The organism is Arthrobacter sp. KBS0703, assembly GCF_002008315.2.
Lineage (GTDB): Bacteria > Actinomycetota > Actinomycetes > Actinomycetales > Micrococcaceae > Arthrobacter.
Genome location: NZ_MVDG02000001.1, coordinates 148,029 through 173,601, shown reverse-complemented (window position 1 = coordinate 173,601; position 25,573 = coordinate 148,029). Strand labels below are relative to the sequence as shown.

The 25,573-nt window shown below is 67.4% G+C and carries 29 protein-coding genes; 15 read left to right on the top strand and 14 right to left on the bottom strand.

The genetic code is table 11. From position 1 onward, the window contains the following. Position 1 precedes the first annotated feature (1 nt). The 10 genes from dhaL (B1A87_RS00825) to B1A87_RS00780 all read left to right on the top strand — a co-directional run bounded on the left by dhaL (B1A87_RS00825) (position 2) and on the right by B1A87_RS00780 (position 7,728). On the top strand, positions 2–652 hold the full coding sequence (dhaL, locus tag B1A87_RS00825; RefSeq protein WP_078028709.1) for a dihydroxyacetone kinase subunit DhaL: 651 nt from the start codon (positions 2–4) through the stop codon (positions 650–652). Beyond that, positions 649–1,368 (top strand): HPr family phosphocarrier protein, encoded by a 720-nt coding sequence (locus B1A87_RS00820; protein ID WP_078028710.1) that lies wholly within the window; start codon positions 649–651, stop codon positions 1,366–1,368. Before dhaL (B1A87_RS00825) ends, B1A87_RS00820 begins: the two co-directional genes overlap by 4 nt. Positions 1,369–1,429: 61 nt before the next feature. After that, entirely contained in the window at positions 1,430–2,434 is a 1,005-nt protein-coding gene (locus B1A87_RS00815; protein WP_078028711.1) for a dihydroxyacetone kinase subunit DhaK, read from the top strand. Between the two features lie 27 nt (positions 2,435–2,461). Continuing rightward, entirely contained in the window at positions 2,462–3,127 is a 666-nt protein-coding gene (gene dhaL / locus B1A87_RS00810) for a dihydroxyacetone kinase subunit DhaL (protein WP_078028712.1), read from the top strand. Positions 3,128–3,347: 220 nt separating this feature from the next. After that, complete coding sequence (locus B1A87_RS00805) at positions 3,348–3,767, top strand: YidH family protein (protein WP_078028742.1); 420 nt, start codon at positions 3,348–3,350, stop codon at positions 3,765–3,767. A gap of 4 nt (positions 3,768–3,771) precedes the next feature. Further along, complete coding sequence (locus tag B1A87_RS00800; RefSeq protein WP_078028713.1) at positions 3,772–4,107, top strand: DUF202 domain-containing protein; 336 nt, start codon at positions 3,772–3,774, stop codon at positions 4,105–4,107. A 555-nt stretch (positions 4,108–4,662) separates the two neighbouring features. After that, positions 4,663–5,130, top strand: coding sequence for a hypothetical protein (locus tag B1A87_RS00795; RefSeq protein WP_313902499.1), 468 nt, complete (start codon positions 4,663–4,665; stop codon positions 5,128–5,130). Positions 5,131–5,139: 9 nt separating this feature from the next. After that, positions 5,140–5,877 carry a VOC family protein gene (locus B1A87_RS00790; protein WP_078028715.1) on the top strand — a complete coding sequence of 246 codons (738 nt, stop codon included), beginning with the start codon at positions 5,140–5,142 and terminating at the stop codon, positions 5,875–5,877. Between the two features lie 727 nt (positions 5,878–6,604). After that, positions 6,605–6,901: a hypothetical protein gene (locus B1A87_RS00785; RefSeq protein WP_078028716.1), complete on the top strand. Its 297-nt coding sequence runs from the start codon at positions 6,605–6,607 to the stop codon at positions 6,899–6,901. A 134-nt stretch (positions 6,902–7,035) separates the two neighbouring features. Further along, a complete protein-coding gene (locus B1A87_RS00780; RefSeq protein WP_078028717.1) occupies positions 7,036–7,728 on the top strand; it encodes a DUF1345 domain-containing protein in 693 nt (230 codons plus the stop codon). A gap of 64 nt (positions 7,729–7,792) precedes the next feature. Here the strand turns inward: B1A87_RS00780 and B1A87_RS00775 are convergent, their stop codons facing one another. From B1A87_RS00775 to B1A87_RS00755, 5 genes are all read right to left on the bottom strand, one after another. Next, entirely contained in the window at positions 7,793–8,704 is a 912-nt protein-coding gene (locus B1A87_RS00775; RefSeq protein ID WP_078028718.1) for an SGNH/GDSL hydrolase family protein, read from the bottom strand. A gap of 123 nt (positions 8,705–8,827) precedes the next feature. Then, positions 8,828–9,598 (bottom strand): alpha/beta fold hydrolase, encoded by a 771-nt coding sequence (locus tag B1A87_RS00770; RefSeq protein WP_078028719.1) that lies wholly within the window; start codon positions 9,596–9,598, stop codon positions 8,828–8,830. A 79-nt stretch (positions 9,599–9,677) separates the two neighbouring features. Continuing rightward, complete coding sequence (locus B1A87_RS00765) at positions 9,678–10,547, bottom strand: SGNH/GDSL hydrolase family protein (protein ID WP_078028743.1); 870 nt, start codon at positions 10,545–10,547, stop codon at positions 9,678–9,680. 121 nt (positions 10,548–10,668) lie between these two features. Next, positions 10,669–12,396: a multicopper oxidase family protein gene (locus tag B1A87_RS00760; protein ID WP_078028720.1), complete on the bottom strand. Its 1,728-nt coding sequence runs from the start codon at positions 12,394–12,396 to the stop codon at positions 10,669–10,671. Between the two features lie 200 nt (positions 12,397–12,596). After that, on the bottom strand, positions 12,597–12,785 hold the full coding sequence (locus B1A87_RS00755) for a hypothetical protein (RefSeq protein WP_078028721.1): 189 nt from the start codon (positions 12,783–12,785) through the stop codon (positions 12,597–12,599). Between B1A87_RS00755 and B1A87_RS22735 the strand changes: the two genes are divergently transcribed. Then, the gene (locus tag B1A87_RS22735) at positions 12,784–12,921 is read left to right on the top strand and encodes a hypothetical protein (protein WP_185982189.1); all 138 of its coding nucleotides are present in this window, start codon (positions 12,784–12,786) and stop codon (positions 12,919–12,921) included. The genes B1A87_RS00755 and B1A87_RS22735 overlap by 2 nt on opposite strands. On the opposite strand, the gene B1A87_RS00750 is transcribed toward B1A87_RS22735, so the two are convergent. The 7 genes from B1A87_RS00750 to B1A87_RS00720 all read right to left on the bottom strand — a co-directional run bounded on the left by B1A87_RS00750 (position 12,885) and on the right by B1A87_RS00720 (position 18,580). Next, complete coding sequence (locus tag B1A87_RS00750; RefSeq protein ID WP_144275678.1) at positions 12,885–13,226, bottom strand: hypothetical protein; 342 nt, start codon at positions 13,224–13,226, stop codon at positions 12,885–12,887. The genes B1A87_RS22735 and B1A87_RS00750 overlap by 37 nt on opposite strands. A 32-nt stretch (positions 13,227–13,258) precedes the next feature. After that, positions 13,259–14,977: a hypothetical protein gene (locus B1A87_RS00745; protein WP_078028722.1), complete on the bottom strand. Its 1,719-nt coding sequence runs from the start codon at positions 14,975–14,977 to the stop codon at positions 13,259–13,261. 341 nt (positions 14,978–15,318) lie between these two features. Continuing rightward, positions 15,319–15,942: a dihydrofolate reductase family protein gene (locus tag B1A87_RS00740; protein WP_078028723.1), complete on the bottom strand. Its 624-nt coding sequence runs from the start codon at positions 15,940–15,942 to the stop codon at positions 15,319–15,321. A 132-nt stretch (positions 15,943–16,074) separates the two neighbouring features. Further along, positions 16,075–16,500 carry an SRPBCC family protein gene (locus B1A87_RS00735; protein WP_185982188.1) on the bottom strand — a complete coding sequence of 142 codons (426 nt, stop codon included), beginning with the start codon at positions 16,498–16,500 and terminating at the stop codon, positions 16,075–16,077. 88 nt (positions 16,501–16,588) lie between these two features. Next, positions 16,589–16,846, bottom strand: coding sequence for a hypothetical protein (locus B1A87_RS00730; RefSeq protein WP_185982187.1), 258 nt, complete (start codon positions 16,844–16,846; stop codon positions 16,589–16,591). 307 nt (positions 16,847–17,153) lie between these two features. Beyond that, on the bottom strand, positions 17,154–17,849 hold the full coding sequence (locus B1A87_RS00725) for a YcnI family protein (RefSeq protein WP_144275677.1): 696 nt from the start codon (positions 17,847–17,849) through the stop codon (positions 17,154–17,156). A 116-nt stretch (positions 17,850–17,965) separates the two neighbouring features. Beyond that, positions 17,966–18,580, bottom strand: a complete 615-nt coding sequence (locus B1A87_RS00720; protein WP_078028726.1) for a hypothetical protein — start codon at positions 18,578–18,580, stop codon at positions 17,966–17,968. Between the two features lie 283 nt (positions 18,581–18,863). On the opposite strand from B1A87_RS00720, the gene B1A87_RS23395 reads away from it, so the two are divergent. Both B1A87_RS23395 and B1A87_RS23390 read left to right on the top strand, forming a co-directional pair. After that, positions 18,864–19,877, top strand: coding sequence for a rhomboid family intramembrane serine protease (locus B1A87_RS23395; RefSeq protein WP_260680558.1), 1,014 nt, complete (start codon positions 18,864–18,866; stop codon positions 19,875–19,877). Next, positions 19,790–21,454 carry a bifunctional lysylphosphatidylglycerol flippase/synthetase MprF gene (locus tag B1A87_RS23390; RefSeq protein ID WP_260680557.1) on the top strand — a complete coding sequence of 555 codons (1,665 nt, stop codon included), beginning with the start codon at positions 19,790–19,792 and terminating at the stop codon, positions 21,452–21,454. The genes B1A87_RS23395 and B1A87_RS23390 overlap by 88 nt, the downstream gene beginning before the upstream one ends. A 29-nt stretch (positions 21,455–21,483) precedes the next feature. Here B1A87_RS23390 and B1A87_RS00710 read toward each other — a convergent pair whose 3' ends face one another. Beyond that, positions 21,484–22,683: an alkaline phosphatase family protein gene (locus B1A87_RS00710; RefSeq protein ID WP_260680556.1), complete on the bottom strand. Its 1,200-nt coding sequence runs from the start codon at positions 22,681–22,683 to the stop codon at positions 21,484–21,486. Positions 22,684–22,913: 230 nt separating this feature from the next. Here B1A87_RS00710 and B1A87_RS00705 point away from each other — a divergent pair, with 230 nt between their 5' ends. Beyond that, the gene (locus tag B1A87_RS00705; protein ID WP_078028745.1) at positions 22,914–23,552 is read left to right on the top strand and encodes a low molecular weight phosphatase family protein; all 639 of its coding nucleotides are present in this window, start codon (positions 22,914–22,916) and stop codon (positions 23,550–23,552) included. 137 nt (positions 23,553–23,689) lie between these two features. On the opposite strand, the gene B1A87_RS00700 is transcribed toward B1A87_RS00705, so the two are convergent. Then, on the bottom strand, positions 23,690–24,226 hold the full coding sequence (locus B1A87_RS00700) for a DinB family protein (RefSeq protein ID WP_185982186.1): 537 nt from the start codon (positions 24,224–24,226) through the stop codon (positions 23,690–23,692). Between the two features lie 208 nt (positions 24,227–24,434). Here B1A87_RS00700 and B1A87_RS00695 point away from each other — a divergent pair, with 208 nt between their 5' ends. Continuing rightward, entirely contained in the window at positions 24,435–25,520 is a 1,086-nt protein-coding gene (locus tag B1A87_RS00695) for an LCP family protein (RefSeq protein WP_078028746.1), read from the top strand. Positions 25,521–25,573 lie beyond the last annotated feature (53 nt).

The window sequence follows — 25,573 nt, the reverse complement described above, 5'->3', positions numbered from 1 at the left end:
CATGCCGGAAACACTCACGATCGATGCCATCCAGCAGTGGCTGAACCGCTTCGCGTCGGAGATCACGACACAGGCAGACTGGTTGACCGAGCTGGACTCGGCGATCGGCGACGCCGACCACGGGACCAACATGGTTCGCGGCACAGCCGCGGTGGTCGCCAAGCTCGATGACAGGTCGACAAAAACCGTACAGGAACTGCTCAAGGCCGTCGGCATGACCCTGGTGTCCACCGTCGGCGGGGCCAGCGGGTCCCTGTACGGCACCTTCTTCCTTGAAATGGGCCGAAATAGCCCCTCGAGCGCGCAATTGGACGCATCGGAACTGGAGAACGCACTGCGTGCCGGCGTGAACGGCGTCATCGCACGCGGCCACGCGGCAGTTGGCGACAAGACCATGATTGACGCCCTCGAACCGGCCGTCACGGTCCTGTCCCAGTCCCTGGCTGACGGCCGGCAACTGCATGGCTCCATTGCGGCCGCCGCCGCTGCGGCGACGACCGGCCGGGACTCGACCGAACCGCTCGTCGCACGCAAAGGCCGGGCGTCCTATCTCGGTGACCGCAGCGCCGGGCACATCGACCCAGGAGCCGCGTCAGCGACCATCCTGGTTGCTGCGCTGGCCGCAAGCGTCGGTGAAGGAAAGGCACGATGATCGGCATCGTACTCGTCTCACATAGTGAAGCACTGGCCAACGCTGCAATGGAACTCGCCCTGCAAATGGTCCACGGCACGCAACCTCCCATCCGGATCGCCGCCGGCGCCGCCGGAGGATTCGGAACCGACGCAACAGCAATCGCGTCCGCCATCGATGACCTCGCCACCACGGACGGCGTGCTCGTCATCACCGACCTGGGATCAGCGATCCTCAGCGCATCCCTGGCCTTGGAGATCCGCGCCAGCACCCACCAGGTGGTGATCAGCGACGGCCCCTTCGTCGAGGCAACGACGGCGGCAGTGGTCGGCGCCGCCGCAGGCAGTTCGCTGGCCGACATCACCGCTGAAACGAGCAACGCCCTCAGCGCCAAGAAGACGCAGACCGTCACAGCCCCGGACGCTTCAGGTGGGGACGACACCGCCCCGGGGAGCCCCGCCGCCAGCGCCGAGGAACGGCTGATCAATCCGATGGGCCTCCACGCCCGCCCGGCATCGCTGCTCGTGCAGACCGCCGGGGAGTTCAGTGCCGACGTCGAACTGACCAACACCACCGCCGGGCGCGGGCCGGTCAACGCATGCAGCGTGATCGGCCTGCTGTCCCTCGCCGCAAGCAGGAACGACCGGATCCGCATCGATGCCAACGGCCCCGACGCCTCCCAGGCCGTGAACGCCGTAAAGCAACTCGTCCTTCAAGGCTTCGGCGAACTTTCCTAGCCCTCCCCGTCCCCTTTTCGCCTCTCATTCCACTGCCACTAACAAGAACCGGAGTACTTCCATGCCTACAGCCGTGCGACACATCATCAACAGCCCCCACCGCGTCATCGACGAAGCCCTGGACGGATTCGCCCTGACGCATCCGGAGCTGGTGACGTTCAACAACGAACACAACCTGATTTCCCGCAAAATCCTGACACCCGGCAAGGTCGGCCTTGTCTCAGGCGGAGGCTCCGGCCACGAGCCGCTGCACGCCGGATTCGTCGGCAGCGGAATGCTCGACGTCGCCGTCTGCGGCGCAGTGTTTGCCAGCCCCACCGCAGACCAGGTGCACGCAGGCACCAAACTCGCCAACACCGGCGCAGGCGTCGTGCAGATCGTGAAGAACTACACCGGCGACGTCCTCAACTTCCAGATCGCCGCGTCACTGGCCGATGACGACGGCGTCCCTGTCGAGCAGGTGCTCGTTGACGACGACCTCGCCTCCGACAACGGCAATGACGGTCCGGGACGCCGCGGCACGGCCGCCGTCGTCACCGTCGAAAAGGTATGCGGCGCCCTCGCCGAGCGGGGCGCCGACGTATCCACCATCGCCGCCCGCGGCCGCGACGTCGTCGCCCGTTCCCGCAGCCTGGCGATCGCCCTGGACGCTGGCGCACATCCCGGAGAGTCCACCGCCGCATTTGAGCTCGAACCCCACGAGGTCGAATTCGGGGTGGGCATCCACGGCGAACGAGGCACCCGCCGCATAGCCTACGCACCCGCCGATGACCTGGTCGAACAGCTCGTCACGCCATTGGTCTCCAACCTGGAGGTCAAGCGCGGCCAGTCGGTAATCGCCATCGTGAACGGCCTCGGCGGCGCCTACCCGCTCGAGCTCTCCATCGCAGCCCGCCACATGCACAACCTTCTGAACGGTCGTGGCATCCGCGTCGCGCGCTCCCTCGCCGGCACGTACGTCTCTTCCCTGAACATGCACGGCCTCTCCGTGACCCTGACGGTCGCCGACGACGAACTGATCAGCCTGTGGGACGACACCGTTCGCACACCCGCCCTCTCCTGGTAACAACACCAACAGACCGAAGGAAACATCATGACCAACCTCATCGACGGCACCGCTGCACTGACGTGGATAACCTCGTTCAATGAACGATTCGACTCGACTCAGGCCTACCTGACAGAGCTGGACCGGCTCGCCGGTGACGGCGACTTCGGCGTCAACATCGCCTCCGCCCTGGAACGCACACGAGCAGGTCTGCCGACCGCCACGGAAGCGACCTTCCCCACCGTGTTCCAAGCCGCAAGCCGTGGCTTCATGGCCACCGGAGGCACCAGCGGACCGCTGTTCGGGATGTGGTTCCGCGACATCGCCAAAGGTTCCAAGAATGACGCAGCAGCCGTCACCGACATCGCCCAAGGCATCGCGGCGGGGCTGTCGACCATCCAGAAACTCGGCGGTGCCCGGGTCGGTGACAACACGATGATCGACGCGCTCCAACCGGCATCCGTTGCTCTCACCGCGGCCGCCGAGCGCGGCAACACGCTTGGCGGGGCGCTCCTGGAAGCAGCCCTGGCCGCCCGGGCCGGCGCTGAGTCCACCGCCGACCTCATCGCCGCCCGCGGCAGGGCCACCTATGTGGGCGAACTCGCGCGGGGAGTGCTCGACCCCGGCGCGGTTACCATCGCCTTGTTCTTTGAGGCAGGCGCGGACACTGTCGGCGCCGGCCAGGCCTGGCAACCGCTGAGCGCCTCGGCCTAGTGGGGTTGACGGCGATCACGCTGCCCGTTGAAGGTTCGGAACCTCGCGCATGGTTGCTGCCACGATGAGGTCCGCCCCGGAGGCGTACCCCTCCGGGGCACCGGCGCGGCGGGAACGCTGATCCTGCCTTCTGCGCGCGGAGAGCTTGAAATCACCGATTTTAACCGCGTGTACCGCGTCTGGAACTATCCCTCCGCTAGCCGCTGTCTAGACTGTGACCGTGCCCGCGAACCCGCTTGACCCAAGACCCGGACCAACCCCCGATACGGGCCCAGCCCGCAGAAGCAGGATCGCCGAAAGGCTTCTCCCCGGTGGGACCGAGCCGGACCCGCGCTTCACGCTAGCCAATGAACGTACGTTCCTGGCCTGGATCCGCACCTCGCTGGCACTCCTGGCCGGCGGCATCGCCGTGGAGGCCTTCACCTCCGACGTCTTCCTGGAACCCGTCCGGCGGGGGCTCTCGGTCCTGCTGCTCCTGCTCGGCATGATCCTCAGCGCCGGAGCTGCCGTGCGCTGGCTTCGCGTCGAAGGCAGCCTGCGCACCAACCGGCCGTTGCCGCTGCCGCTCATTGCCCCGCTGCTCGCCGCCGGCTGCGCCGTCGCAGCGGCCGTGGTGATCGCCGTCGTCGTCCTGGCCTGAAAACATGACCCACAACCACCCGGACGATCGGCCGCATGGAGACCCCGGGCTGCAGCCGGAGCGCACGGTGCTGGCGTGGGGCCGGACGACGCTGACACTGGTGACCGCCAGCGCCATCTTCCTCCGCTGGATTCCGGAACACGGACCACTGGTCCTGCCCTTTTTTGCCGTTTCAGTAGCGGCCGGAGGCGGCATCTACTTCACCCAGCGGGTGCGGTACCGGCGCGGCATCCACGGCATCACGGCGGAGCATCTCGCACCGGACATCGCCGCCGTTCTGTGGACGGCAAGTTCATGCGTGGTTCTAGGCGCCCTGGGCCTCTGGCTAGTGCTAGCGTGACAGCACGCAGCACCTGTCCTGACATGCGGTATACCGTGCTGCAAGGAGCAATCCTTCCCTTCAGAAATTGATGCCGAGGTGCTGGCCTGGATCCGCGAAGGATATGCCCTCACCGGCTGAGGCAGCAGACCCGGGGCTGGCTGGTAAAGACAATTTCCGGGCGCCTGGTCTCGTTTGCGGTGCCGGACGCGGCGCGTGCAAGGCCGGTGGGGGAACCCATTGGCGCGGAAGGCTCTTGGAGCCATAGGGTCCCGCAAGCTTTTGTGAAGGTCGGACGGCCAACATCTGACTATCTGATCGCAAGGTGTCCTCCAACCGGTCAGTCCGCCGGACCCGGCAATGCGCTCCCCCCGCCAGCGCCGGGTCCGGCGACCCCCATCACGTTCGAGCACGATGGATCCGGCCCGCGGAGCCTCCCATTTTTAAGGACCGTCGGTGGACGGCAAGTTCATGCGTGTTTCTTGGCGCGCTGGGCCTTTGGCTGGTGCTACCGTGACAGCACGCAGTACCTGTCCTGCCATGCGGTAACCGTCCTGCAAGGAGCAACCCGTGTTCATGATCGCCGGCCTTCCGGCCCACATTCTCCTCGTCCACGCCGTGGTGGTCTTCGGGCCGCTTGCCGGGCTGGGTGCCGTGGTCTACGGCCTCGCCGCCCGGACCCGGAACTACCTGGCGTGGCCGCTGGGTGTCCTGACGCTGATGCTCGCTCCCCTGTCCCTCATCACCGCCCAGGCCGGCGAGCAGCTGCAGGCCATCCGGGGCGCCACCGACGCGATCCAGGCGCACGCCCGGCAGGGTGACATCTTCAAATACACCGCGGTGGTCTTCTTTGTGGTGGTGGCACTGATGCTCGCAGCCACCTACGCGCCGCTGGCCCGGCGGGTGCCTGCGCTGGCGGGCCTCCAGGAATCCCGGCCTGTCAGGATCGCCCTGCTGGCCGTTGGCGTGCTGGCCGGATTGTTCATGATCTACCAGAGCATCATCACCGGGCACTCCGGATCGTCCTCGGTGTGGGGCGGCTAGGCCCCCGGCATGGCGCTGCGACTTGTTCAGGTGAATTTCAAGGCCCGGGATGACTCGGCGCTCGGCCGGTTTTGGGCGGAGGCCCTCGGTTGGGGTGTGTCCAGCGAGGGACCCGGCGTGACCAATGTTGAACCTGTGGGCTTCGTCTGGCCGGATCCCGCCGCCGTCTGCGTCGATGTCGTCACCGTCCCGGACCCCGAGACGGTGAGGTACCGCGTGCACCTCGATCTCGCCACCACGTCTGCGGCCCATCAGGCGGAGCTGGTGGCGCGCCTGATGGAGCTCGGTGCGACGCCCGCAGATGTGGGCCAGGGTGATGTGCCGTGGACGGTCCTGGCCGATCCGGAGGGCAACGTGTTCTGCGTGCTGGAGCCGCGACCGATCTACCGGGACACCGGGCCGATCGCCGCGGTGGTGGTCAACTGCGCGGATCCGCGGGCCATGGCCCGGTTCTGGAGCGATGCCACGGACTGGACCCTGCACGAGGTGACCGATGATCATGCGAGGCTGCGTTCGGCCCAAGGCGTCGGGCCGTATCTGGAGTTCCTTCGCACGTCCGGCCCGGAGACCGTGTGGAACCGTGTCCACCTCGACCTGAGGCCGTACGCCGGTGACGACCAAGCCGCAGAGGTGGCCAGGCTACGGGCGCTCGGCGCCACTGATGCCGATGTCGGCCAGGGCGATGTGCCATGGGTATGCCTCGCCGACCCAGAGGGCAACGAGTTCTGCGTCCTCACCCCGGGCTGACGCCCCGTCACTGCTTGGCCATGCGCGCAGGCCCGTGCAGCGATCAACGGTGAGCGCGATCCAGGCGTGCTTGCGGACATGGCCAGTCAAAGAATGCGAGCCAAGATTCCCGAACTCACGGAGGCCCTCACCCACCCGGTTGACCGGACACCACGGATTTCTGATCCGCTTGCACCTGGACGTCATGGACGCCCAACTCGGGCCATCACCGACCTCAACTGGCATCCTGGGCCGGCACCGTATCTCAAAGCCGCGCTGGGAATAGCAGCAATGAGCGTTTCGCGTTCCAGAACCACGTACTTCAGCGCCAAATATCATCGAATCGCCGCCCGCCGCGGCCCTATCAGGACGCTCGTTGCTGTCCAGCACTCCATACTCCTGGCAATCTGGTACATACTCACCACCAGCGAGGTCTACTGCGACCCGGCCCGGACTACTGCAGCGACGCCTTCAGGAAAGCCGCAACACACGCCAAGGAATCTACGGCACCCCACTCTAGCCAGGCGCGCACCACACCAGCATCATGGGCAGTCCCCGCTGCTCCTGGCCGTGGACGTTCTGGCCGGGCTGTTCCTGATCTGCCAGAGCATCGTCACCGGGCACTCCGGATCGTCCTCGGTGTGGGGAGGCTAGGGCGAGCCCTTCGGGATGACCCCATTGACATCCAGCGGGCCGAGGTCTATTGGTTGGCATGTCCAACACCAACCAGACCATCCAAGGAGCAGATATGGACACCGCGCCCTACGGCATCGTGCATTTCTTCGCAGGCGGCACCAAGGACCAGTACGATGCCTCAATTGCCGCTGTCCACCCAGGCGAGGGGCTCCTGCCTGACGGCCAGATCTTCCATGCCGCAGGCTCTTCTGCCGGCGGTTGGACGATTATGGCTGTCCATGAGTCGAAGGAGAGCTGGGAGAAATTCCGCGACGGCATCCTCCTTCCCCGGATGCAGCAGGGCATCGAGGGCGGCTTCGCGTCGCCTCCGGAAGAGACCGTCATCGATCTGTACAAGGTGATGCCCTAGCGATTCGGGAGGACGCTGCCGAGGGGACCGGAGGGCGCTGGACCACCGGTCACGGCTCGGGACCGGCGCGCAGGCCCGTGCCGAACAACGCGGCGCTACCGCGGGCGGGCACTGCGGGTCCCTAGACTCATCAGATGTCCTTTGACGAGAAACCCGCTCCCCGGGCCGAACACCGCCTACCCGCCGTCATCGCGCTACTCGTCGCATTGGGCCTCTACGCCACCCTGCCCACCACCTTCCTTCCGGCTCTCCGGTACACAGTGGTGGCCATCGGGCTGCTGATGCTCATCCCGCTGATCGCGCTGAACCCGGCCCGCCTCCGCCGGCAGACCCGCTGGTCCAAGTACCTTGCCACCGGCCAGGCCCTGCTGCTGGTGGCCGCCAACGAGGTGGCACTGGTGCAGCTGATCATCCTGCTGACCTCCTCCGGGAAGCAGGACGGCCCCACCCTACTGCTTGCGGCGCTCCAGGTCTGGGTCACCAACATCATCGGGTTCGCCCTGGTCTACTGGGAGCTGGACCGCGGCGGCCCGGTCTCCCGCCGGCACGCCGACCGCAAAAACCTCCCGGCGGCCGACTTCCGCTTTCCGCAGGACGAGGACCACGACGCCGTCGAGGAGGTGGCCACCAGGTCTTCCGTGAAGACGGGCTGGGTGGCGTCCTTCGTGGACTACCTGTACTTCTCGGCGTCCAACTCCATGGCATTCAGTCCCACCGACACCATGCCCCTGTCCCCGCGGGCCAAAATATTCATGGTGGTTGAGGCCGCCGGCGGCTTTGTGCTCCTGGCCCTCGTGATCGCCCACGCGGTGGCCCTCATCAACTGAATCCCGCCTGTGGGCAGCACCGCCTCCGCGTGGGCGCCGCCTGAACTCGGCGCCCGTTTGAGTCCTACGCCCGCTTGAGCTGGGCTTTGTACACGGGCTCCGTGCCGTTGATCGGGGCCGCCGGCCGCTTTCGGTGCAACTGCGGGTGCATCCCGGCACCGAATACCGGCGCAGCCTGCGGCCGCTTCGCTTGCAGGGCTGCATCCCCCGGCTGGGGCCGGATGCGCCGCAGGACCCACGGCAGGAAGTAGGTCTTGGCCCAGACCAGGTCGTCGGCGCCCGCTTCCCGCCAGCTCCGCTCCGGCAGGGCCGGGGGCGCCAGCGGCTGAAGGGTGTGGGGCACGTTCAGGGTGTTCAGGACCATGATGGCAATGGTATGGTGCCCCAGCGGGGAGAAGTGCAGCCGGTCCGGATCCCACATCTGGGGGTCCCGGAGTTCCCGCAGAGCCCACAGGTCAGCCACCACGCAGTCGTGCCGGGCCGCGATGGCGTGGATATTCTCATTGAAAATGGCCACCCTGGCCCGGTTGCGGCTGAGCACGGGCGTGCGCCACCAGTCCGGTCCGGTGAACAGCACAACGGTGGCGCCGGTGGTCTTCAGCAGTTCAACGCCCGCGTCCAGCCTGGCAGCGAGCTTGTCCGGATTGCTGTTGTGGAACACCATGTCATTTCCGCCGGCCGAAAGGCTGATCAGGTCCGGCTTCAGCCGCAGCGCCTGGGCCAACTGCCTGTCGATGATCTCCTGCAAAAGCAAGCCGCGCACGGCCAGGTTCGCGTAGGCAAAGTCCTCATGGTCAACGCTGAGTTCCTCGGCCACACGGTCGGCCCAGCCGCGCCAGCCGCCCGGGCTGCGCTCCTCGGGATCGCCGATCCCCTCCGTAAACGAATCCCCCATCGCCACATAACGGCTCCAGGGATGCGGGGCTGTCCGGCTGGTGGCGGAACCACTGAGTTCAAAGCGGCCGACGGCGTCCATCGCCTTATCCTCTCCCTCGCCGCCCGCAGGCTCCCCAGCAGCTTGGGGCGTTACTGAGGTAACGCTTCCGATTCCGTCTGCATTCCAGTAATCCGCGGAAATTTGCGGAAGACGAGCTAGCGCCTAACTGAAGAAGTCAATCAGGACCGGGGCAACAGCCTCGGGGGCGACGCCGTGGTTCTGGCCTTCCAGCTTTTCCTGCTTCATGCCGGGAACGGCTGCGGCCACGGCGCTGATGGCAGCGCCTGCCCAAGACGGGCTCGCACCCCCGTAAATCCCCAACGCGGGGAGGTTAATGTCCGCGAACCTGTCCGCGGGAACGCTGCCGTCCCGCGTGAGCGTGAGGTCATAGGGCAGCGTGTGCGCGACGCCGAGGAGGGCAGGCCACCACGGCATGCTCTTCATCCCTTCGTCGAACTCAGAGCCCGTGTGGCGGATGAACAGTTCGATCGCGGCTCCCCGGTCTCCCGCGTCCACCGCCGCCTGGACCCGGTCCCGGAAGGCTTCCCAGGTTTCGTCCGGGGCCTGTCCGGTCAGATACGGCGGCTCATAGGCAGCCAGTTTGGAAATGGGCGCCCCGCTGGCCGCTGCTTCCAGCGCCAGGATGGCGCCCGACGAGTGGCCATAGGTGTAGGACGATCCGCCCGCGGCACCTATGAGGGCCGTCAGGTCCTCTATTTCACGCTCCGGGCTGTAGGGCGGACTGTCAGTGCTGTCGCCCCTCCCGCGCCGGTCATACGCGAAGACGGTGAAGTGCGGGGCGAGCAGGGGCACCAGCATGTCGGCCGAGCGCCGGTTGTTCAAAGCGCCGCCGATAATGATCAGGGCGGGTCCTTCACCGGTCCGTTCGAACGCGATCTTGGTGCCGTCGGCCGAGGTCTGGTGTTCGATCATTTACAGTTCCTGTTCGTCAGTGCCGGATACTTCGTCATAGCCGGATGCTACTTCATTGCCCGGTGAGGCGGCCCCCGAATCAGAGGTCCTGCGGGTGCGTCCCGATGAACGTTCCCGGCGGCATCCCGGCACCAAAGACCGGGCCGGCCACGGGCCGCTTCGCCTGCAGTTCTTCCTCGGTCTCATGCCGGATCCGCCGCAGCACCCAGGGGACCAGGTATTTCCTGGCCCAGACGAGGTCCTCGGCCCGGGCATGGCGCCAGCTGCTGTCCGGCAGGGCCTTGGGCCGCAGGGGACGCAGCGTGTGCGGAACATTCAAGGTGTCCAGCACCATCATGGCGATGGTGTGGTAGCCCAGCGGCGAGAAATGCAGCCGGTCCGGGTCCCACATCCGCGGGTCCGTCAGCGCCCGCAAGGCCCACAGGTCGGCGATCACGGCATCGTGCCGGTGGGCGATGGTCCGGATGTTCTCGTTGAAGATTGCCACCTTGGCCCGGTTGTGCCCGATCATCGGCGTCCCGCCCCAGTCCGGCCCGGTGAACAGGACCATGGTGGCGCCCGTGGAACTCAGCAGCCCGACGGCGGCATCCAGCTTGGCGGCCAGCTTGTCGGGATCGGTGCCGCGGAAGACAAGATCGTTCCCGCCCCCTGACAGGGCGATCAGGTCCGGTTTCAGCGCCATCGCCGGCCCCGTCTGCTGATCCAGGATCTGCTCCAGCAGCAGGCCCCGCACGGCCAGGTTGGCGTAGGCGAAATCCTCGTGGCCCACGCTCAGTTCCTCCGCCACGCGGTCCGCCCAGCCCCGCAGGCCGCCCGGGCTTCGGGGCTCCGGATCGCCCACCCCTTCGGTGAACGAATCCCCCAACGCCACGAACCGGCTCCACGGGTGCGGTCCCGCCATCCCTTCGACGGGACCGCGGCTCTCCAAACGGAAGCCGGAAGCGTTCATCCCCTCATCCTGCGCTTCGCCGCCAGCATCCGCCAGCGAAGGACGCACGACGCCGGCCCGGTCACCCCGGGAGGTGACCGAACCGGCGTCGTACTTCTTGAAAGGTCGGTGCATGGCAGCGTCAGGTCCCCTCAGGATAGGAGGCCTTGTAGTTCGACGCGTAGTGCCCCTCAACCTCTGTCTCATCGACGGGCTTGTCGGCGTTGATGGGATCGTTGTTGTTCAGGTCGCCGACGGCAAACTGGACCATCATGTCGTGGTCCTCGTGCACCAGGTTGTGGCAGTGGACCATGTACCGGCCGCCCTCGTGCTTGCCCGTATCGAACTGCATGAGGACAGTGACGGACTCGTTCTCCCCGGCGTAGAAGACGTCCTTCGGGCCGCCCTCCCAGGCGAAGGGCTTGCCGCCGTTGGTGTTCCGGCCGATGATCTTGCCGTCGATCAGGTGGATGTGCACCGGGTGGAACCAGCCGCCGGACTCGTTCACGATGGTCCACTGCTCCACCTGGTTCTTCTGCGGGTTCGCGAAACACCGGGTGAAGTTGGACTTTTCCACCGTGTCCCAGGTTTCGCCGTTGATGGTCCACTCCCCGCTCTTGCGCTGGACCCGCAGGATCCTTTTCGCCACGGCCATGTCCGGGGTCAGCGACATGGTGTCCAGGCCTCCGCTGTCCTTGGTGGGATGCTCGCCCGGGTCAAGGCTGGCCGGGATCGAGCCGATGGAATGGGAACCGGGAATCAATGACGGCGAATCCTCCACCACCTGGAACTTCATGACCTTGCCGGTATTGGCGAAGTCCACGTTGTTCTTGTTGCTCAGGTTCCGCAGCTCCACGGTCTGCCCGGGCTTGTACTTCCGGAAGTCGATCAAGACCTCATACCGCTCGGCCGTGCCCTGCCGCCAGGACGAGACCGCCTGGACCTTCGGGGTCATGCCGGCATCCGTACCCACCACATAGAACGGGGCACCGTTGGACAGCGCGAACCGGTAGGAGCGGGTGATGGAACCGACCAGGAACCGGAACCGGTAGATCTGCGGCTTCACCTTCATAGTGGGCCAGGGCACGCCGTTGACCATCACGATGTCGCCCCACAGGCCGGAATGGCCGTTGTCGTTGTATCCCAGGGAGCCGTCCGCGTTCAGCATCACGTCCGAGACCAGGATCGGCACGTCGAACTCGCCCTGCGGCAGCTGCTCCCGCTCCTGCTCGTTGGTGATGGAGTAATACGCGGCCAGGCCGGAGTACACACCCTGGGCGGTGAGCATGTGGTTGTGGTCGTGGTACCAGAGCGTCCGGGCCGCCTGCCAGTTGGGATACTGGTAGTTCTTCACCTTCCCCGGGGCGGTCCTGTCGTTTGCGTAGCCGTCGTACTGCGGCAGCGACGCCGAGCCGTGCAGGTGCGTCACCGTGTTGGACGGGTCCGGATACAGCAGTCCCTTGGTGGAAAGCCGGTTACTGATCCGCAGCTCGGTGCGGGTGCCCTGCTCCACGCGGATGGACGGGCCCGGAAAAATCCCGTTGTAACCGGCCAGTGTGGTGTTCAGGCCCCGGGCGATCTGGGCGGTCCCCGTCTTCTGGGTGAGGCAGTACTTCTCAAAGGGCTGGCCGTCCGGATCCCAGCCCTGCTCGTACGGGATCAGCTCCGGCGGCCGGCGGAAGGCGGCGGCGAAGGGAATCGGCATGTTCTTCGCCGCGAGCCTGCTCGGCGTGGTGATGGGAGTGGTGACGGTATCTGTGCCGCCCTTGGCCGGCACACCGGCCAGGGCGGCGTCCGCGGTGGCACCGGTCAGGGCAACTGCGCCGCCCATGATGCTCAGCTTCAGCACGTCGCGCCGTGTTGTTGCCATGAGGTCCTCCAGGAATTTTGGGTGGCGGGGGTGGTTTCGAGAACCAGCTTGCAACCCGGGCCTCCGGAAATCCTTGGAGGGTCCGGAGGTGCCGGCTGCAATGTTCCCCCAGATTGGGCCACCCCGCCGCAGGGTCCCCTGCCGGTCCCACTACACGGTCATACGGCAGGGTCCCAGTGAAGGGACCCCATTTGAAGCGTTCAGCCCCGGATGAGGGCGACGGTCAGGTTGGTTTCAGCGGCCGAATGGTCGCGGTTCATGGCCACCATGACAACCCGGTAGTTTCCGCGGTGCAGCTGGGCGATGCCCTCGCTCGTGAACCCGTTCGCTGTGTAGAACCTGACGGCACCGGCGAGAGCCTTGTCAGCGCCGCCTGTGACCAGCAGCATGGCGCTCCATTGGGGGGCCGTGCCGGTTGAGCCCTGGAGCTGCCCGGGCGGCAAGGGGACCTCCGCCGGCCAGTCCGCGGGCAGCGCTGGGGCTGTCTCTTATACACATCTAGATGTGTATAAGAGACAGGTGTAGGACGATCCGTCCGCTCTCCCGCCGCGGTTCCTTCCGCCGGCGCGGTTGCCGCCGCCGGCGTTTGGCTCCGAAGGGGGCAGCGCGGGCGCGGCAGCAGCTGCCCCCGCCGAAGCGCCGGGTGACGTGGCCGCCGTCGGGCCCGCCGCCGTCGTACTTCCTGCCGGCGTATGTCCTACCGGCGCATTCGCTGTCGCTGGTGCCGGCTGCGCCGTCGGCACCGGAGGAGCCGGGCTGCAGCCGGCGAGCACGCCTGTGGCGAGGACCGCCGAAGCGAGTCCCCGCCACAGGCTGGGGTGCGCGTTCATTTAGGCCGCGCTGCCGCCGTCGGCCTCCCGTGTTACCACGGAGAAGGCACCAGGGCGCCGGCGTTGTTAGTGCCTTCACCGTTGACCAGGAACGGCAGGTGGTACAGGTCGTTTGGCACAATCACGTCTCCGGGCTTCACGTTCTCCGGGAAGATGTACTCGAAGACCGGAGCGATGTACTGCCCGGGCTGGAGCCCGTTGGCCTTGGTGGGGGCGTTCTTGAAGCAGCTGTCCAGAGCGGCCTGGTTGATGGTGGTTGCCGTGGTGTTGACCGGCGTGGGCATGCACAGGCTGCGGACTCCCACGCGGACGGTACGGTCCGGCTGGCTGAGGAGGCCGGTGGGGGCCTTCGTGGCGCGGAGCCGGGCCCGCTGTGGCTGGGGGCCGGTGTTTTGCGTGGTGATGCCGCCCGTCGGCCCGGTAAGCGGGGCCGCGTTCTCGCCCGTCATTTCAAACGGCGTGATCCACCGGTTGAAGACCGAACCGTCGGCATTGCGGTCCTCGTAGTAGATATCCACCGGGGTCTTGACGTCCGTGGTTTCGGATTCGAGGAAGATCCTGTCCTGGGTCTCCTGCGCCACGCCGTTGGGTGCCGTCGCAAGGGGGTCCGCGGTGCCCACGCCGAACTCGCCGATCGCCAGGTAGCTGGGCTGCGTGCCGGGCTGGGTGTAGATGCCGAGGTTGGCCTCAACCGTGTGGGCCGAGATGTAGTCCGGCGACCCGTGAATGAGCGTTCCGGAGTAGTCCACCACGTCACCGATTTCGAAGGGCGCCTGCTGGTTGGCGTCCGGGGCGGTGGCGCTGATTCCCGGCACCGGCATCACATACTGCGAGCAGTACTTCTGGCCGGCCGCCGGGGCGCTGAGCTCTCCGCTGGCCGGCGGCACAACACCGGCCACGCTGAAGTTGCGGCAGGCAGGTACGGTGACCGTGGTGGCCGACGGTGCCAGCGGGCGGTTCTTCTGCGGGCACAGGGGGTCATCCTTGACGGACGGATCCGTGCGCGGGATGCACATGGGGTAGCCCGTGGCGGCGTGGATGGTGGGGTTGTCCTGGTCAACGCTGAAGCGGTAATCAGGCGACTGGCCGTTGCTGAACCGGCCGGTATCGGCGCCGGTGCTGTCGTGCAGGCCGGCGATCTTGGGGTCGTTCAGCTGGACGGTCACGGTTCCGCCCGCGGCGTCAGCCACCTTCAGGGCGCCGTTGGCGTAGTCGATCCCGGTGATTTCACCGCGGCCTGTATTGGCCGACTGCTGGGAGACAAAAGCCAGGCCGGCTATGTGGCGTGATCCCACGATGTTGCCGACGGCCCGCAGTTCCAGGCCGTCGACGCCGAGCGGAGCCGTGCCGCCGGTTCCATGGACGAAGTCCGCCCAGGTCAGCGTGTTGGCCGGCATCTGGACCACCAGGTTGCACGGGATGGTGATGAGGATGCCGTTGATGGTAACGGTGCCGCCGTAGTACTCGGGATCCGTCACGCCGGGACACGACGTGTTGTCGGTGTTGACGGTGGCGTTGCTGGCAAAGCCGGTGTCATCGAAGCCGCGGGCTGATGCTGCGGAGGCCGGTGTGGCCAGGGTGGGCACCACCCAGGGGGAAACGATTCCCTTCGGCGGTTTGGCCGTGCCGCCCTTGGCCAGGGCGGAACCCGTTCCGCCGGCCGCGATCAGCGCTGCGGCGGCGGCAAGGATGGTGATCTTACGAAGGGTTCGTGGACTTACTGTTCGTGGACTAACTGGAAGGTTCCTCATGGCTGTTCCTCTCGGAGATGCCGGTATCCGTATGCAGGACTGGGAAGCAGAGGGAGTTAACTCCAGAATCTCTGCGCTCAGGTGGGTGGGTGACTTGCGTTAAGCGTGCGAGGCTTATGTGTCTTTGCCGGGGCCGCAAAGGCTTCCAAATGGTTGCTGCTGCCAACTATCGGGAGTGCCCCTTGGAAAAACCCTGCAGACTTCCGGCGGCCGCCCCGCAGGTGGTGACCACCCCAAACTGAGCTCCCCCAAGGTGTTCACAAGTGGCCGGGCTCAACTGTGGCCGGCCTTGGCCCGGGCGGACCTGGCCCAATCGTCAAAGGCGACCCGCCCTGGCTGCGCTAGCCCTCCTGATCGACGGCGGACATATCGCCGACGCCGGGCGTGCCGTCGGCGAGCGCGTAGCGCTGCAGCACCGCACCTTTAGGTGAGGCGACCACCGGCTCGATGAGTGTGAGGTTCGTCGGAACCACCCCGTTGGCGAAGACCTTCTTTCCGCCGCCGAGGAGGATCGGATACACCCAGAGCGTGAGCCGGTCGAAGAGCTTCTCGGCGAACAGGGTCTGCACGAAGTCGAGGCTGCCGATGACGTGGATGTCCTCGTGCCTTTCGCGCAGGTCGCGCACGGCGGCGGCGACATCAGGACCGAGCAGCGTGGAGTTGGCCCAGTCGAGGGTGGGCGCCTGGCGCGAGGCCACGTACTTGGGAAGGCGGTTGAACAGCCGCGCGATGCTCCCCTCCGCATGCGGCCAGTACGAGGCAAAAATGTCGTACGTCCGGCGCCCAAGCATCAGCGCGTCCATCCCCACCATTCCTGCGTCGATCTGCTCGCCGACGACCTCGTCGATGAGAGGCGCCTGCCAGCCACCAAACGCGAAGCCGCCCTCAGCGTCCTCCTCCGGCCCGCCGGGCGCCTGCGCGACGCCGTCGAGCGTGGTGAACAGGTCGATATGGATGAGTCCCACGCCGTGCTCCTTGTCTGCTACCCGTCGTCGCCCGGCGGGATCACTTCGAGGCTGACACACGATCCCCCTGGGAAGCAACGGGTATCAACGGCTCACGCACGAGCCACTGCGCCGAAGGTTGGGAGACAAGCCCTAGAGCCGGTCGAGCAGCTCGGCGCGCTTCTTGACCGCGCTGACAAAGTCCGCCAGGGACTGGTTGGCGAAGCGCAGTGTGTGGCCGCCCAGCAGGTGCAGGAGCCCGCGGTGCTCGTCTTTTACGTGGAAGCTGGTCATGCCGTCCGCGGGTGCGAGCGTGAACGTGCGGGCGGTCGTCGAAACTCCTAGCGGCAGGCGGGCGGTCCAGACCATGACCCGGCCGGGCAGCTGCTGGACCCGCACCCGGATACTCCGGCGCCCCGTGCCCGTGGTGTGGAACCGGACCCGTCCGCCGTTGCGCAGCTCGCCGTCGACGGCTGTGATGCCGGATTCCCAGACTGTCAGGTTGCCGGCGTCGGTGAGGACCTCCCAGACCGTGGAGGGGCGCGCGTTGATCAACGCTTCGGATTCAAGGGAGTGCATGCGGGCAATGGTAGGGGGAGCGTGCTGCCGGTGGTCGTGTCCCGGCGGAAGTTCACGCACTGTTCGCCTGGCGGTACGTGGGTGCACGTCAGGCTGCGGCCGGTCCGGGATCCCGGTCCGGTGGAGACGGCAAGAGCCGGAGCGGGCACCGCAGGACACGCAGCTGATCGAGGTCCAGCAGTTGCCGGGTGCCTGTGCGGGCATCAAGAATCCAGAACATGTCCAGCTCCGGGACGACTGCCAGGACACGGCCCCGGTGCAGCGGACGGTCACCGCGCCAGGCTTCAGTTCGGTCCCCCGGGGAAAGTTCTGCGCAGGAACGGATATGCCTGCCTTCAAGGTCCATGACGGCTCCTTTCCCTGACTACTGGGACCAGTGTGGGCTCCGTTGGTTGCATCGACGTGACGCCCTGGTGACTTCTTCATGAATGGAGGCGATTCCTGGGTGTGTAGCTGGCCCCTGCGGCCGTCCCGTGGACAGGGCTCCGGACAGTGGTTGCTGTCCGGAGCCCTGTCCGTTCCTGTTCGCTCCCATGACTTCCGCGAACGCGCCCGCCATGGTGGCGCGAGGTGCTCAGGCTGGAGGCGCGGAGGCTACTTGCCCCGGGCCGGGCGGGTGCGCGCCAGGGCGGTCACGCCGGCGGCGAGGCCGATCAGTCCGGCGGCGAGCCCGAACCAGCCGGCGGTGTCGCCGCCGTTGGAGGACGCGGCGGCGGTGCTGCCTGCTGGCGCCGCTGCCGGCGTCGTCGCGGGGCCGTCGTCGCCTCCGTCGAGGCCGGAGCGGCCGCAGGTTCGGCGTCCTTGGCCGTGGTCACGAAGGAAGGGGCCGGGTGCTCGGGCTCTGCCTGGCCCTCGGCGGCCTTCTCGTTCCACTTCACCACGGTGCCATCGGTGTAGGTCTGCGCCGCGGGCAGGGTCACAGTGGTTCCCTCGTCAGGCAGGACACCGACGGAGAGGGAGAACGCCTGGTATTCGTTGGGCCCGATCTGGTGCGCGGCATCTGCGGTCCATACAACGCTGCTGGGCGCCTTGGTGATGGTGGCTCCGCCGACGGTGATCGGCTTGGGCAGATTGGTGGTGATGACTTGCGCCTTCCAGCCTTCAACCGGCTTGACGGACACCGAGGTGAACGGGGTGTCGGTGGGCAGCGTCACCTCGAGCTTGTTGGTCTTGGCGGTGGGTGATTCGTTGGGCACGTTGAAGGTCAGGTGCGTGAAGCCGCCTGCGGCCGGATCATCCGGGGCGACGTTGACGTGGGCGGACGCTGCGGCTGCGCCGGCGGCCAGGAAACCGGCTGCAATCGTGGTGGCGGCGGCGGTCTTGAGGGTACGGCGAACGGAGGTATTCATGGCGGGAGTGCCTTTCACAAAATGAAACGGATCGGGAACGGGCGGCCGGTGCGGCGGCCCGGGACAGCAGGCGAAGCGCCGCCGTTGGCCCTGTCCGTGAGTGAAAGGGACCGGCTCTAGGCGGCGGGCGCGGCCGCGGGAGGTCCCCGCCGGGAGGGCAGCCGCAACGCGGCGCCGGCCGGGCGAAGGATGGCCGGCCCTGCGGAGGGGCCGGGAACTCTCGCCGGAACAATGGCGGCAGGTTCGGGCTGCCCCAGGAGCGGGCGCAGCCAGCCGGCCAGGAATCCGAGGGCCCGCTCGCCCCGGGCCAACAGCAGCGCCGTGGCGACGGTAGCCACGGCGTGCGCGGCGATCATGAGCGCATCAGGGGCAGCAGTGTGGGCCGGCACGGCCACGGTCAAGGTCTCGTGGACCAACGTTGTTGCGGCGTGCCCGGCGTGGCCTGCCGGCATCACCTGATGGACCGCCGGCGGCGCTCCCACCGAGAGCGCGGCGAAAGCCCAGTGGAGCCAGAGCTGCCCCGCGCCAATGAGCCCGGTCAGAACCGGAAAAGACAGGCGGAAACGGGTCAGCGCGGCCACCGGGACCATGGTCACGGCGCACAGGGCCGCCAAAACGGACAGCGCCGGGAGCTGGCCCCCTCCGGCCAGGTGGCCGCCGGCTGCCAGACCGAACACGACTGATCCGATGAGTCCGGTGCGGAACAGCCGGAACGAAGCACGGGGATCCATCTGCGCCTCCTCCCATAGGGCCCAGACCGGTGTAACAACTCCGAGGCTAGGCAAACCAGCGTGGAGAAACCTTGAACAGCGATGGCCATTCGTCCCGGTTGCCACCCCGGATTGGTGGGCCCGGCAGGCTCGGCGCGGGTTCCATCCCGCCGGCGTCCTCACAGGCCGGCGCCCATGCGCCACCACCGTCCGGCGCTCACCAGCTGGCCGAAACGCGCCCGCTGCACGCGCCTGTGGGAGAATCTAAGGCGGCCAGCTCCGTCCGCCCGCGAAAGGAGTCCCGATGCCGCTGCCGCACCCCGGGCCCTCCCTTCCCCCGGGCCCCCGGCCGGATTCCCGGCTGGATCCCCGGACCCTTCGCGGTTGGTCCGGCCTTCTCCGCGGCGCCCCCGCCACCCTGTGGTTCGTTGCCGTGTTCTGGACCGCCGGCGCTCTGTCCTCCAGCCTCGCGTCCGGCCCGCCCGAAGCATTGCGACCGCACGTGGAGGGCACCGTGCATTCCCTGTCCGGAGACTGGTGGGCAGTGCTCTTATCCGGGTTCTGGGAGCGGGGCTTGCCGGGGTATGTGCTGGGCACGGCTTTGGTGCTGCTCGCCGGCATACCCCTGGAGCGGAAGCTGGGAAGCCTGCGCTTCGCCGCGGCGGCAGTGGGCGCACACGTTCTGGGCATCGCCGCCACGCTCGGCTTCCTGGCGGTGGCCGGATCACTGATGGGCAGCTGGACCCGGGACATGAGCGGGCATTACTTCGTGGGGCCCAGCGCGCTGGCCTGCGGGGCCGCCATGGCCGCCACCGCCGCCACCCCCACCCTGTGGCGGCGCCGCATCCGCGTGGTCATCCTTGCCGTGCTGATGCTGTTCGCCTTCTACGCGGGCGGTTTCGAAGACCTGGTCCGGCTCGGGGCCGCCGTTGCCGGCACGCTCCTGGGCCCGTTGCTGCTGGGCCGGGCGCCGCGGTTCGGCCGCCCCGCCGTGTCCCGGCACGAGGGCCGCGTCCTGGTGGCACTGCTCGTGGTGGTGGCGGCTGTGGGTCCGGTGGTGGCGGGGCTGGCGCCGCACGCGGTGGGTCCGCTGTCCGTTCTGCGGTACTTGTTCACGAATATCCAGCCCGTTGACCCGCAGACCCTGCAGGCGTTCTGCTCCCACCCGGCGGAGGCCAGGGACTGCGCGGCGGCCCAGCTGCAGCAGCGGGCGGCGCCGGCGGGCTCTTCATGGCCATCCTTCCGTCGTTTCTGCTGCTCCTGCTCGCGGACGGCCTCCGCCGCGGCCGCCGGTTCGCGTGGGCTGCGGTGCTGCTGATGCAGGTGGCACTGTCCGTGCTGGCCGTCATCACCATTGCCGGAGTCCTGCAGCCTGCGGTTCCCCCCGCGGGCCGCGAAGGGGTGGGCGGGATCGACCTGTCCGCCTATTCCCATCCGCTCAGCCTGGTGCTGCCCATGCTCCTGCCGGTTTTCCTGACGGCGGTCCTGTTCCTGGGGCGGACGCTGTTCCCTGTCCATGCCCCGCCCGGAACCTACCTGCGGCTGGCCAGCCGCGTGGTGGTTGCCTGGGTTCTGCTTGGCGCTGCGTATGTGGGCGCGGGGCTGGCGCTCGCCGGCGGCTTCACGCCCGCGCCGGGACTGCCCCAACTGATCGCCGACGTGCCGGACCGGTTTCTTCCGCTGGGCTTCCTGATGGATCTGTCCCCCGCCTTCTTTCCCGAAAGCACCGCAGCCGTGCTCCTGTACGAGGGCATCGGCGTCGTCTTCTGGGCCGTCACCGGCACCCTGCTGCTCCGGACCTTCCTGCGGCCGGCCCATGGCCGGCACAGCTCCGACGAGGACCGGGCCCGGGCCATCCTCAAGGCGCACGAGGGCAGCTCGCTGTCCTGGATGACAACCTGGGCCGGGAACAGCTACTGGTTTTCCTCCGGCGGGAGCTTCGTGGCGTACCGGGTCATCGCCGGGGTGGCGCTGGCCCTCGGCGTCCCGGTGGGGCCGCGGTCAGACAGGGAGTCCGCCTTCGGGGAGTTCGCCGACCACTGCCGGCTCAAGGGGTGGACACCGTGTTTCTACTTCGTGCCGCAGGACCTCCGCAACCACGCCTCCTCCCTGGGCTGGGGATCCGTTCAGGTGGCCCACGAGACCGTCCTGCCCCTGCACTCCCTGTCCTTCCGGGGCAAGAAGTTCCAGGACGTCCGCACCGCCCTGAACAATGCGACCAAGTCCGGCATCCGCGCGGAGTGGACCACGTACGCGGCTGCTCCCCGCTCGGTGCAGGCCCAGATCCAGGCCCTGTCCGAGGAATGGGTGGCGGACAAGAAGGTGCCCGAGATGGGTTTCACCCTGGGCAGCCTGGACGAGCTGGACGACCCCGAGGTCCGCTGCCTGCTCGCCGTGGACGGCAACCACACGGTCCACGCTGTGGCGTCCTGGCTGCCTGTCTACCGCAACGGCCGCATCGTCGGCTGGACCCTGGACTTCATGCGGCGGCGCAGCAACGGGTTCCGCGCCGCCATCGACTTCCTCATCGCCTCCGCGGCACTGAGCCTCAAGGACGAAGGCTGCGAGTTCATCAGTCTCTCCGGCGCCCCGCTGGCCCGCCCGCCCCGGGATCCGCTGGCGTCCCACCCCGTGGAAGACACCGACGGCGGCCTTGACCGGCTGCTCGACAGGCTGGGGGCCATGCTGGAACCCGTCTACGGCTTCCGGTCGCTTCTGGCCTTCAAGGCCAAGTTCAAGCCGGACTACACGCCCATGTACATGCTCTTCCCGGATGCTGCCGCACTACCCGCCATTGCCAACGCCATCACCCGGGCGTACCTCCCCACCGTCAAACTGGGCCAGGGCCTCACCTTGGCGCGCGGCCTGCTGGCCCGTCCCCGGGCGCACCCGTGATCTGACCGACGTGTCAGCGTCGGCACTTCTCAGGAGCCGGCGTTGTAGACGTCGGACCCGAAGCGGTTGAGGTCAGGGGCCGCGGCATAGCCGAGATAGGGAAGGTTAAAGGCGTCCTCGATGCTGGCCAGCAGGCTGTAGTGGTTGTAGGGCCGGTCACTGGCTGACCCGGCCTTGACCAGCGGTGACAGCAGGAGCGCTCCGACCCGGCCGCCGCCGGCGCCGCCGGGCAGCGACGAATCGGCGGTCTCCTTCCCCCTGGCCTCGTCAAAGGTGATGACCAGGAGCCCGTCCTGCTTGAAGGCGGCGGAGGACAGGATCTCCGGGACGTGCTGCCGGAGCCACTCGTCCGAGGTGGCAAGGCCGCCCTGGCGGCCGTCCGCGCAGGGGCTGTCGTGGCCGTCGTTGCACAGGTTGGGACTGATGTAGGACAGGTTCGGCGTGGTGGAGGCCGACTGGAGGTCGGTGGCGAGGTTGCTGAAGTCCACCACGTTGCTCTGGCACTCGGGTGAGGACGTGATCCCGGTGAAGTAGACGAACGGGTTGTGCCTGGTGGCGTATTGGTCGTCCGCGCGCGCCTTCTGGTTCGTGTCTCGGGCGCCAGGTTCCGGATGGCGGCACGGTGTCCCCATGTCCTCCATGTAGCCCTTCCACGTCTTCCCCGCGGCACTGAGCTGGCCGGCCAGCGTGGGTACGGAGTCGGGGTAGACGCAGCCGCTGCCCTGCAGCTGGCCCTGGGATGCTGTTCCGGTGACGCTAAAGGGCTCATACGTGGGGCAGTCGTCGCTGGTGGCAGGGTTGGGCCCCTGACCGGACAGCTGGGCGATGTAGTTGGTCAGCGATGAGTGGCCGATCGCGAAGTACTGCCTCAGGAGCTCGCCCTGCGGACGCAGGGTCCCGGACAGGTACGGGGCTTCAGACTGTTGGCCCCAGATGTCCCGGTACGACTTGTTTTCGAGGTTGATCACAAACACATGCCCTGGCTTTGCCGCCGCGGACGGGGAATTGGACCCGGCCTGGGAAGTCGACGCTGACCCCGATGGCGACTCGGACGGCGAAGGCGATCCGGACTGCGGAGGAGTGGTGGACTGGGAGGGAGACGGTCCGGGACCGGGGCCGGGCTGGCAGGCGGCGAGCGCCGCCACCAGCGCAAGGCACCCCAGCATGGTGGAGGCGCGGCGCAGGTTCCCGCTGCCTCCGTTCCGTATGCGGCTGTGGCCAGCGTTCATCAGATCCTGCCTCCTGAAGCCGAGCCGAAGCGCCCGTCCATCCAAGGTCCCATCGTGCCACCGGGTCCCCGGCAGCCAGATGAAGTGAACCTGAGAGTTCCATGGGAAAGGCGCTTCCCTGATCGGGTTCCGGGCCGCAGGCGATTCCCCCGGAGGCACCGGGCCTGTGCGTGTTAAGTTGAAATATGCGGACAGACCTGTCCGCCTCTGCCGCCGGAAAGAGCCAACACGTGGAATCGCCATCACCAGTCCGAATACTGACCGTCTGCACGGGCAACATCTGCCGCTCCCCCGTGGCGGAACGGCTGCTGCAGGCCGGGCTGGACCAGGTGCTGCCCGGCGGCTTCGAGGTCCGCAGCGCCGGAACCCGGGCCATGGTGGGCGATCCTGTCCAGCCGCTGTCCGCGGACATCATCCATACCTTCGGCGGCACCGCGGACGGCTTCGCGGCCCGCCAGCTCACCGGCAAGATCCTGCGCAAGGTGGACCTGGTGCTCACCATGACCTCCGGACACCGCGGTGATGTGCTCCAGCTGGACGCCTCGCTCCTGAAGCGGACCTTCACCATCCGCGAGTTCGCCCGGATGCTGGATGTCCTCGAGGAGCGGGAAGGCCACGCCGGCGGAGGCGAAGCGGCCGAGGCGGCCCTGCTGAATGGCGAAAAAATCTCCGCCAACGCCAAGCTGTGGCGCAAGCTCCCGGCACGGGCCGCCTCCGTGAGGCACCTGGCGCTTGCACCGGAAGCCGCGGACAACGACGTCGTCGACCCCTACCGCCGCAGCCCCGAGTACTACCGCCAGATGGAGGACGAACTGGCCCCGTCCATCATCTCCATCCTGCGCTTCGCCCGGCTGAACGTCCCCTCCTAACGCCGGCCCCGCCGACGTCACCCAGTACCTGGCCATAGTCCACCGCAACGCCGAGCGGCTGCTGAACCTGGTCACCGACCTGCTTTGGCGGAGAACTGCCAGGAGAGGGCCAGATTGCCCCTACCCCGGCATCAGGCTCACGGTCCCGTTTCGCGCGGGGAAAGGCTCAGCTGCCTGACATGGAAGTCGAAGTGGAGGGTGGGGTAGGCGTAGACATCGTTCAGCGTCATTCGTGGTGCGAAGAATGGGTCCCACCTGTCAGGGAACGGCATCGACCTGGACAGGGTGCCCGGGGTCTCGCGTTCGAGCCGTCGTGACAGCGAAGCGATGGTCTTCCCGAGTTTCGGGCCCATCCGCCTCCTGTTGTAGACCAACGAGGCCGCGCGGGACCCCCAATAGTTCACGGCATCGAAGGGACGGGTCCCGGCATTCAGCACCGCGGCGAACACTTTGCCGACGGGCACGGGCAGCCTGCTGACAGTGCGGACCAGGGGAAGGAGCGCACGGACCACCATGTATCCGAACACCATGTGGAAAAGCAGTTCTTCATTGGTCCACTTCGTGCCGTTGCTCCTGCGCCGGAGGTCCTCGGCCGTAGCGCCTTCCAACCAGGCGTCCAGTTCCCGGCGGGCACGGCTGTACCCCGCCAGGATTTGTTCCTTCGTCGGATTCACCCAATGTCCTCCCGCCGTCAGCCACGGCCCGCGACGTGGAATACGCCGACCGTCTGGCTTCATTATGTCGGCCTGACTGAAGTTGAGGCAGCCTTGCCCGGCAGCTGATACCGGCGCAGCGATGCGTGGGACATGCCTTCCGGCCATCACGAAAAACCTGCCCGCCGCCGTCGTTCTTTCCGGAGAACTTTGGTGGTACGGTCCGTTCATGGAACCCCGGCCTGACCCGGAGAAGACGGGCGGCGCAGCCCCCTCCGGAGGACCCGCGAAGCGCAAGCGGACGGCCTTCAGGGTGCTGCTGGCGGCACTGATCGTGATCCCGCTGGTGGCCGCCGGCTTCATCTTCAACCTGGCGAGGATCTGGAATACCGAAACGGCCACGCTCGAGACCGAGAGCCCGTCCGCAACCGCCACGCCCACGCTGACGCCCGCCGCGAAACCGTCCCCCACCGCCACGCCGCTGAAGCCGCCGGCCGCGCCCACACTGCCCATGAACATCCTGGTGCTGGGCAGCGACCACCGCCGCGGCGATCCCCCGGCCGCCAATGGCCTGCCCGACCAGCGCGCGGATGCCATGATACTGGTCCACCTCGCGCGGGACGGCAGGCACCTGTACGGCATCTCGATCATGCGCGACACCTGGGTGCCCATCCCCGGCTACGGCGAAGCGAAAATCAACTCGGCGCTGACGCTCGGCGGCGTGCCCCTGGCCGTGAAGACCGTGGAATCGCTGTTTGGCCAGAAGATCCAGCACGTCATGATGATGGACTTCGAGGGCTTCAGGGGCATCACCGAGGCGCTCGGCGGGGTGGACGTCAACGTCAAGGAAGCGTTCACCGCAACATTCGATACGCACCAGCACTTTCCCGCCGGCGTGAACAGACTGCAGGGCCAGCGGGCGCTCGAATTCGTCCGCGAGCGCCATGCGTTTGCCGACGGCGACTTCCAGCGGATCAGGGACCAGCAGACCTTCATCCGCGCCACACTGGCCAAGCTCCTCTCCGCCAAGACCCTGTCCAACCCCGTGACCCTGTACAAGGTGGTCAGCACGGCATCCCGGTACATGCAGGTGGACAAGGGCCTGAACGCGGCCACGCTCGCCAGCCTCGCCTACAGCCTGCGGAACGTCCGCCTGCAGGACGCCGTGTTCTTCAACATGCCCACCGCCGGGTTCGGCTTCAGCACCGACGGGCAGTCCATCGTCCTGCCGGACTACGGCGCCTTCTCCGCCGTCGGGGCGGCGCTGGGCCGGGACAATGTGGGGGCGTACGTGGCGCAGAACAGGCCCGGCTGACGTCCGACGGCGGCTGCTGAGTTTCGGCGTCAGACTTTCGACGGCGGCGGCTG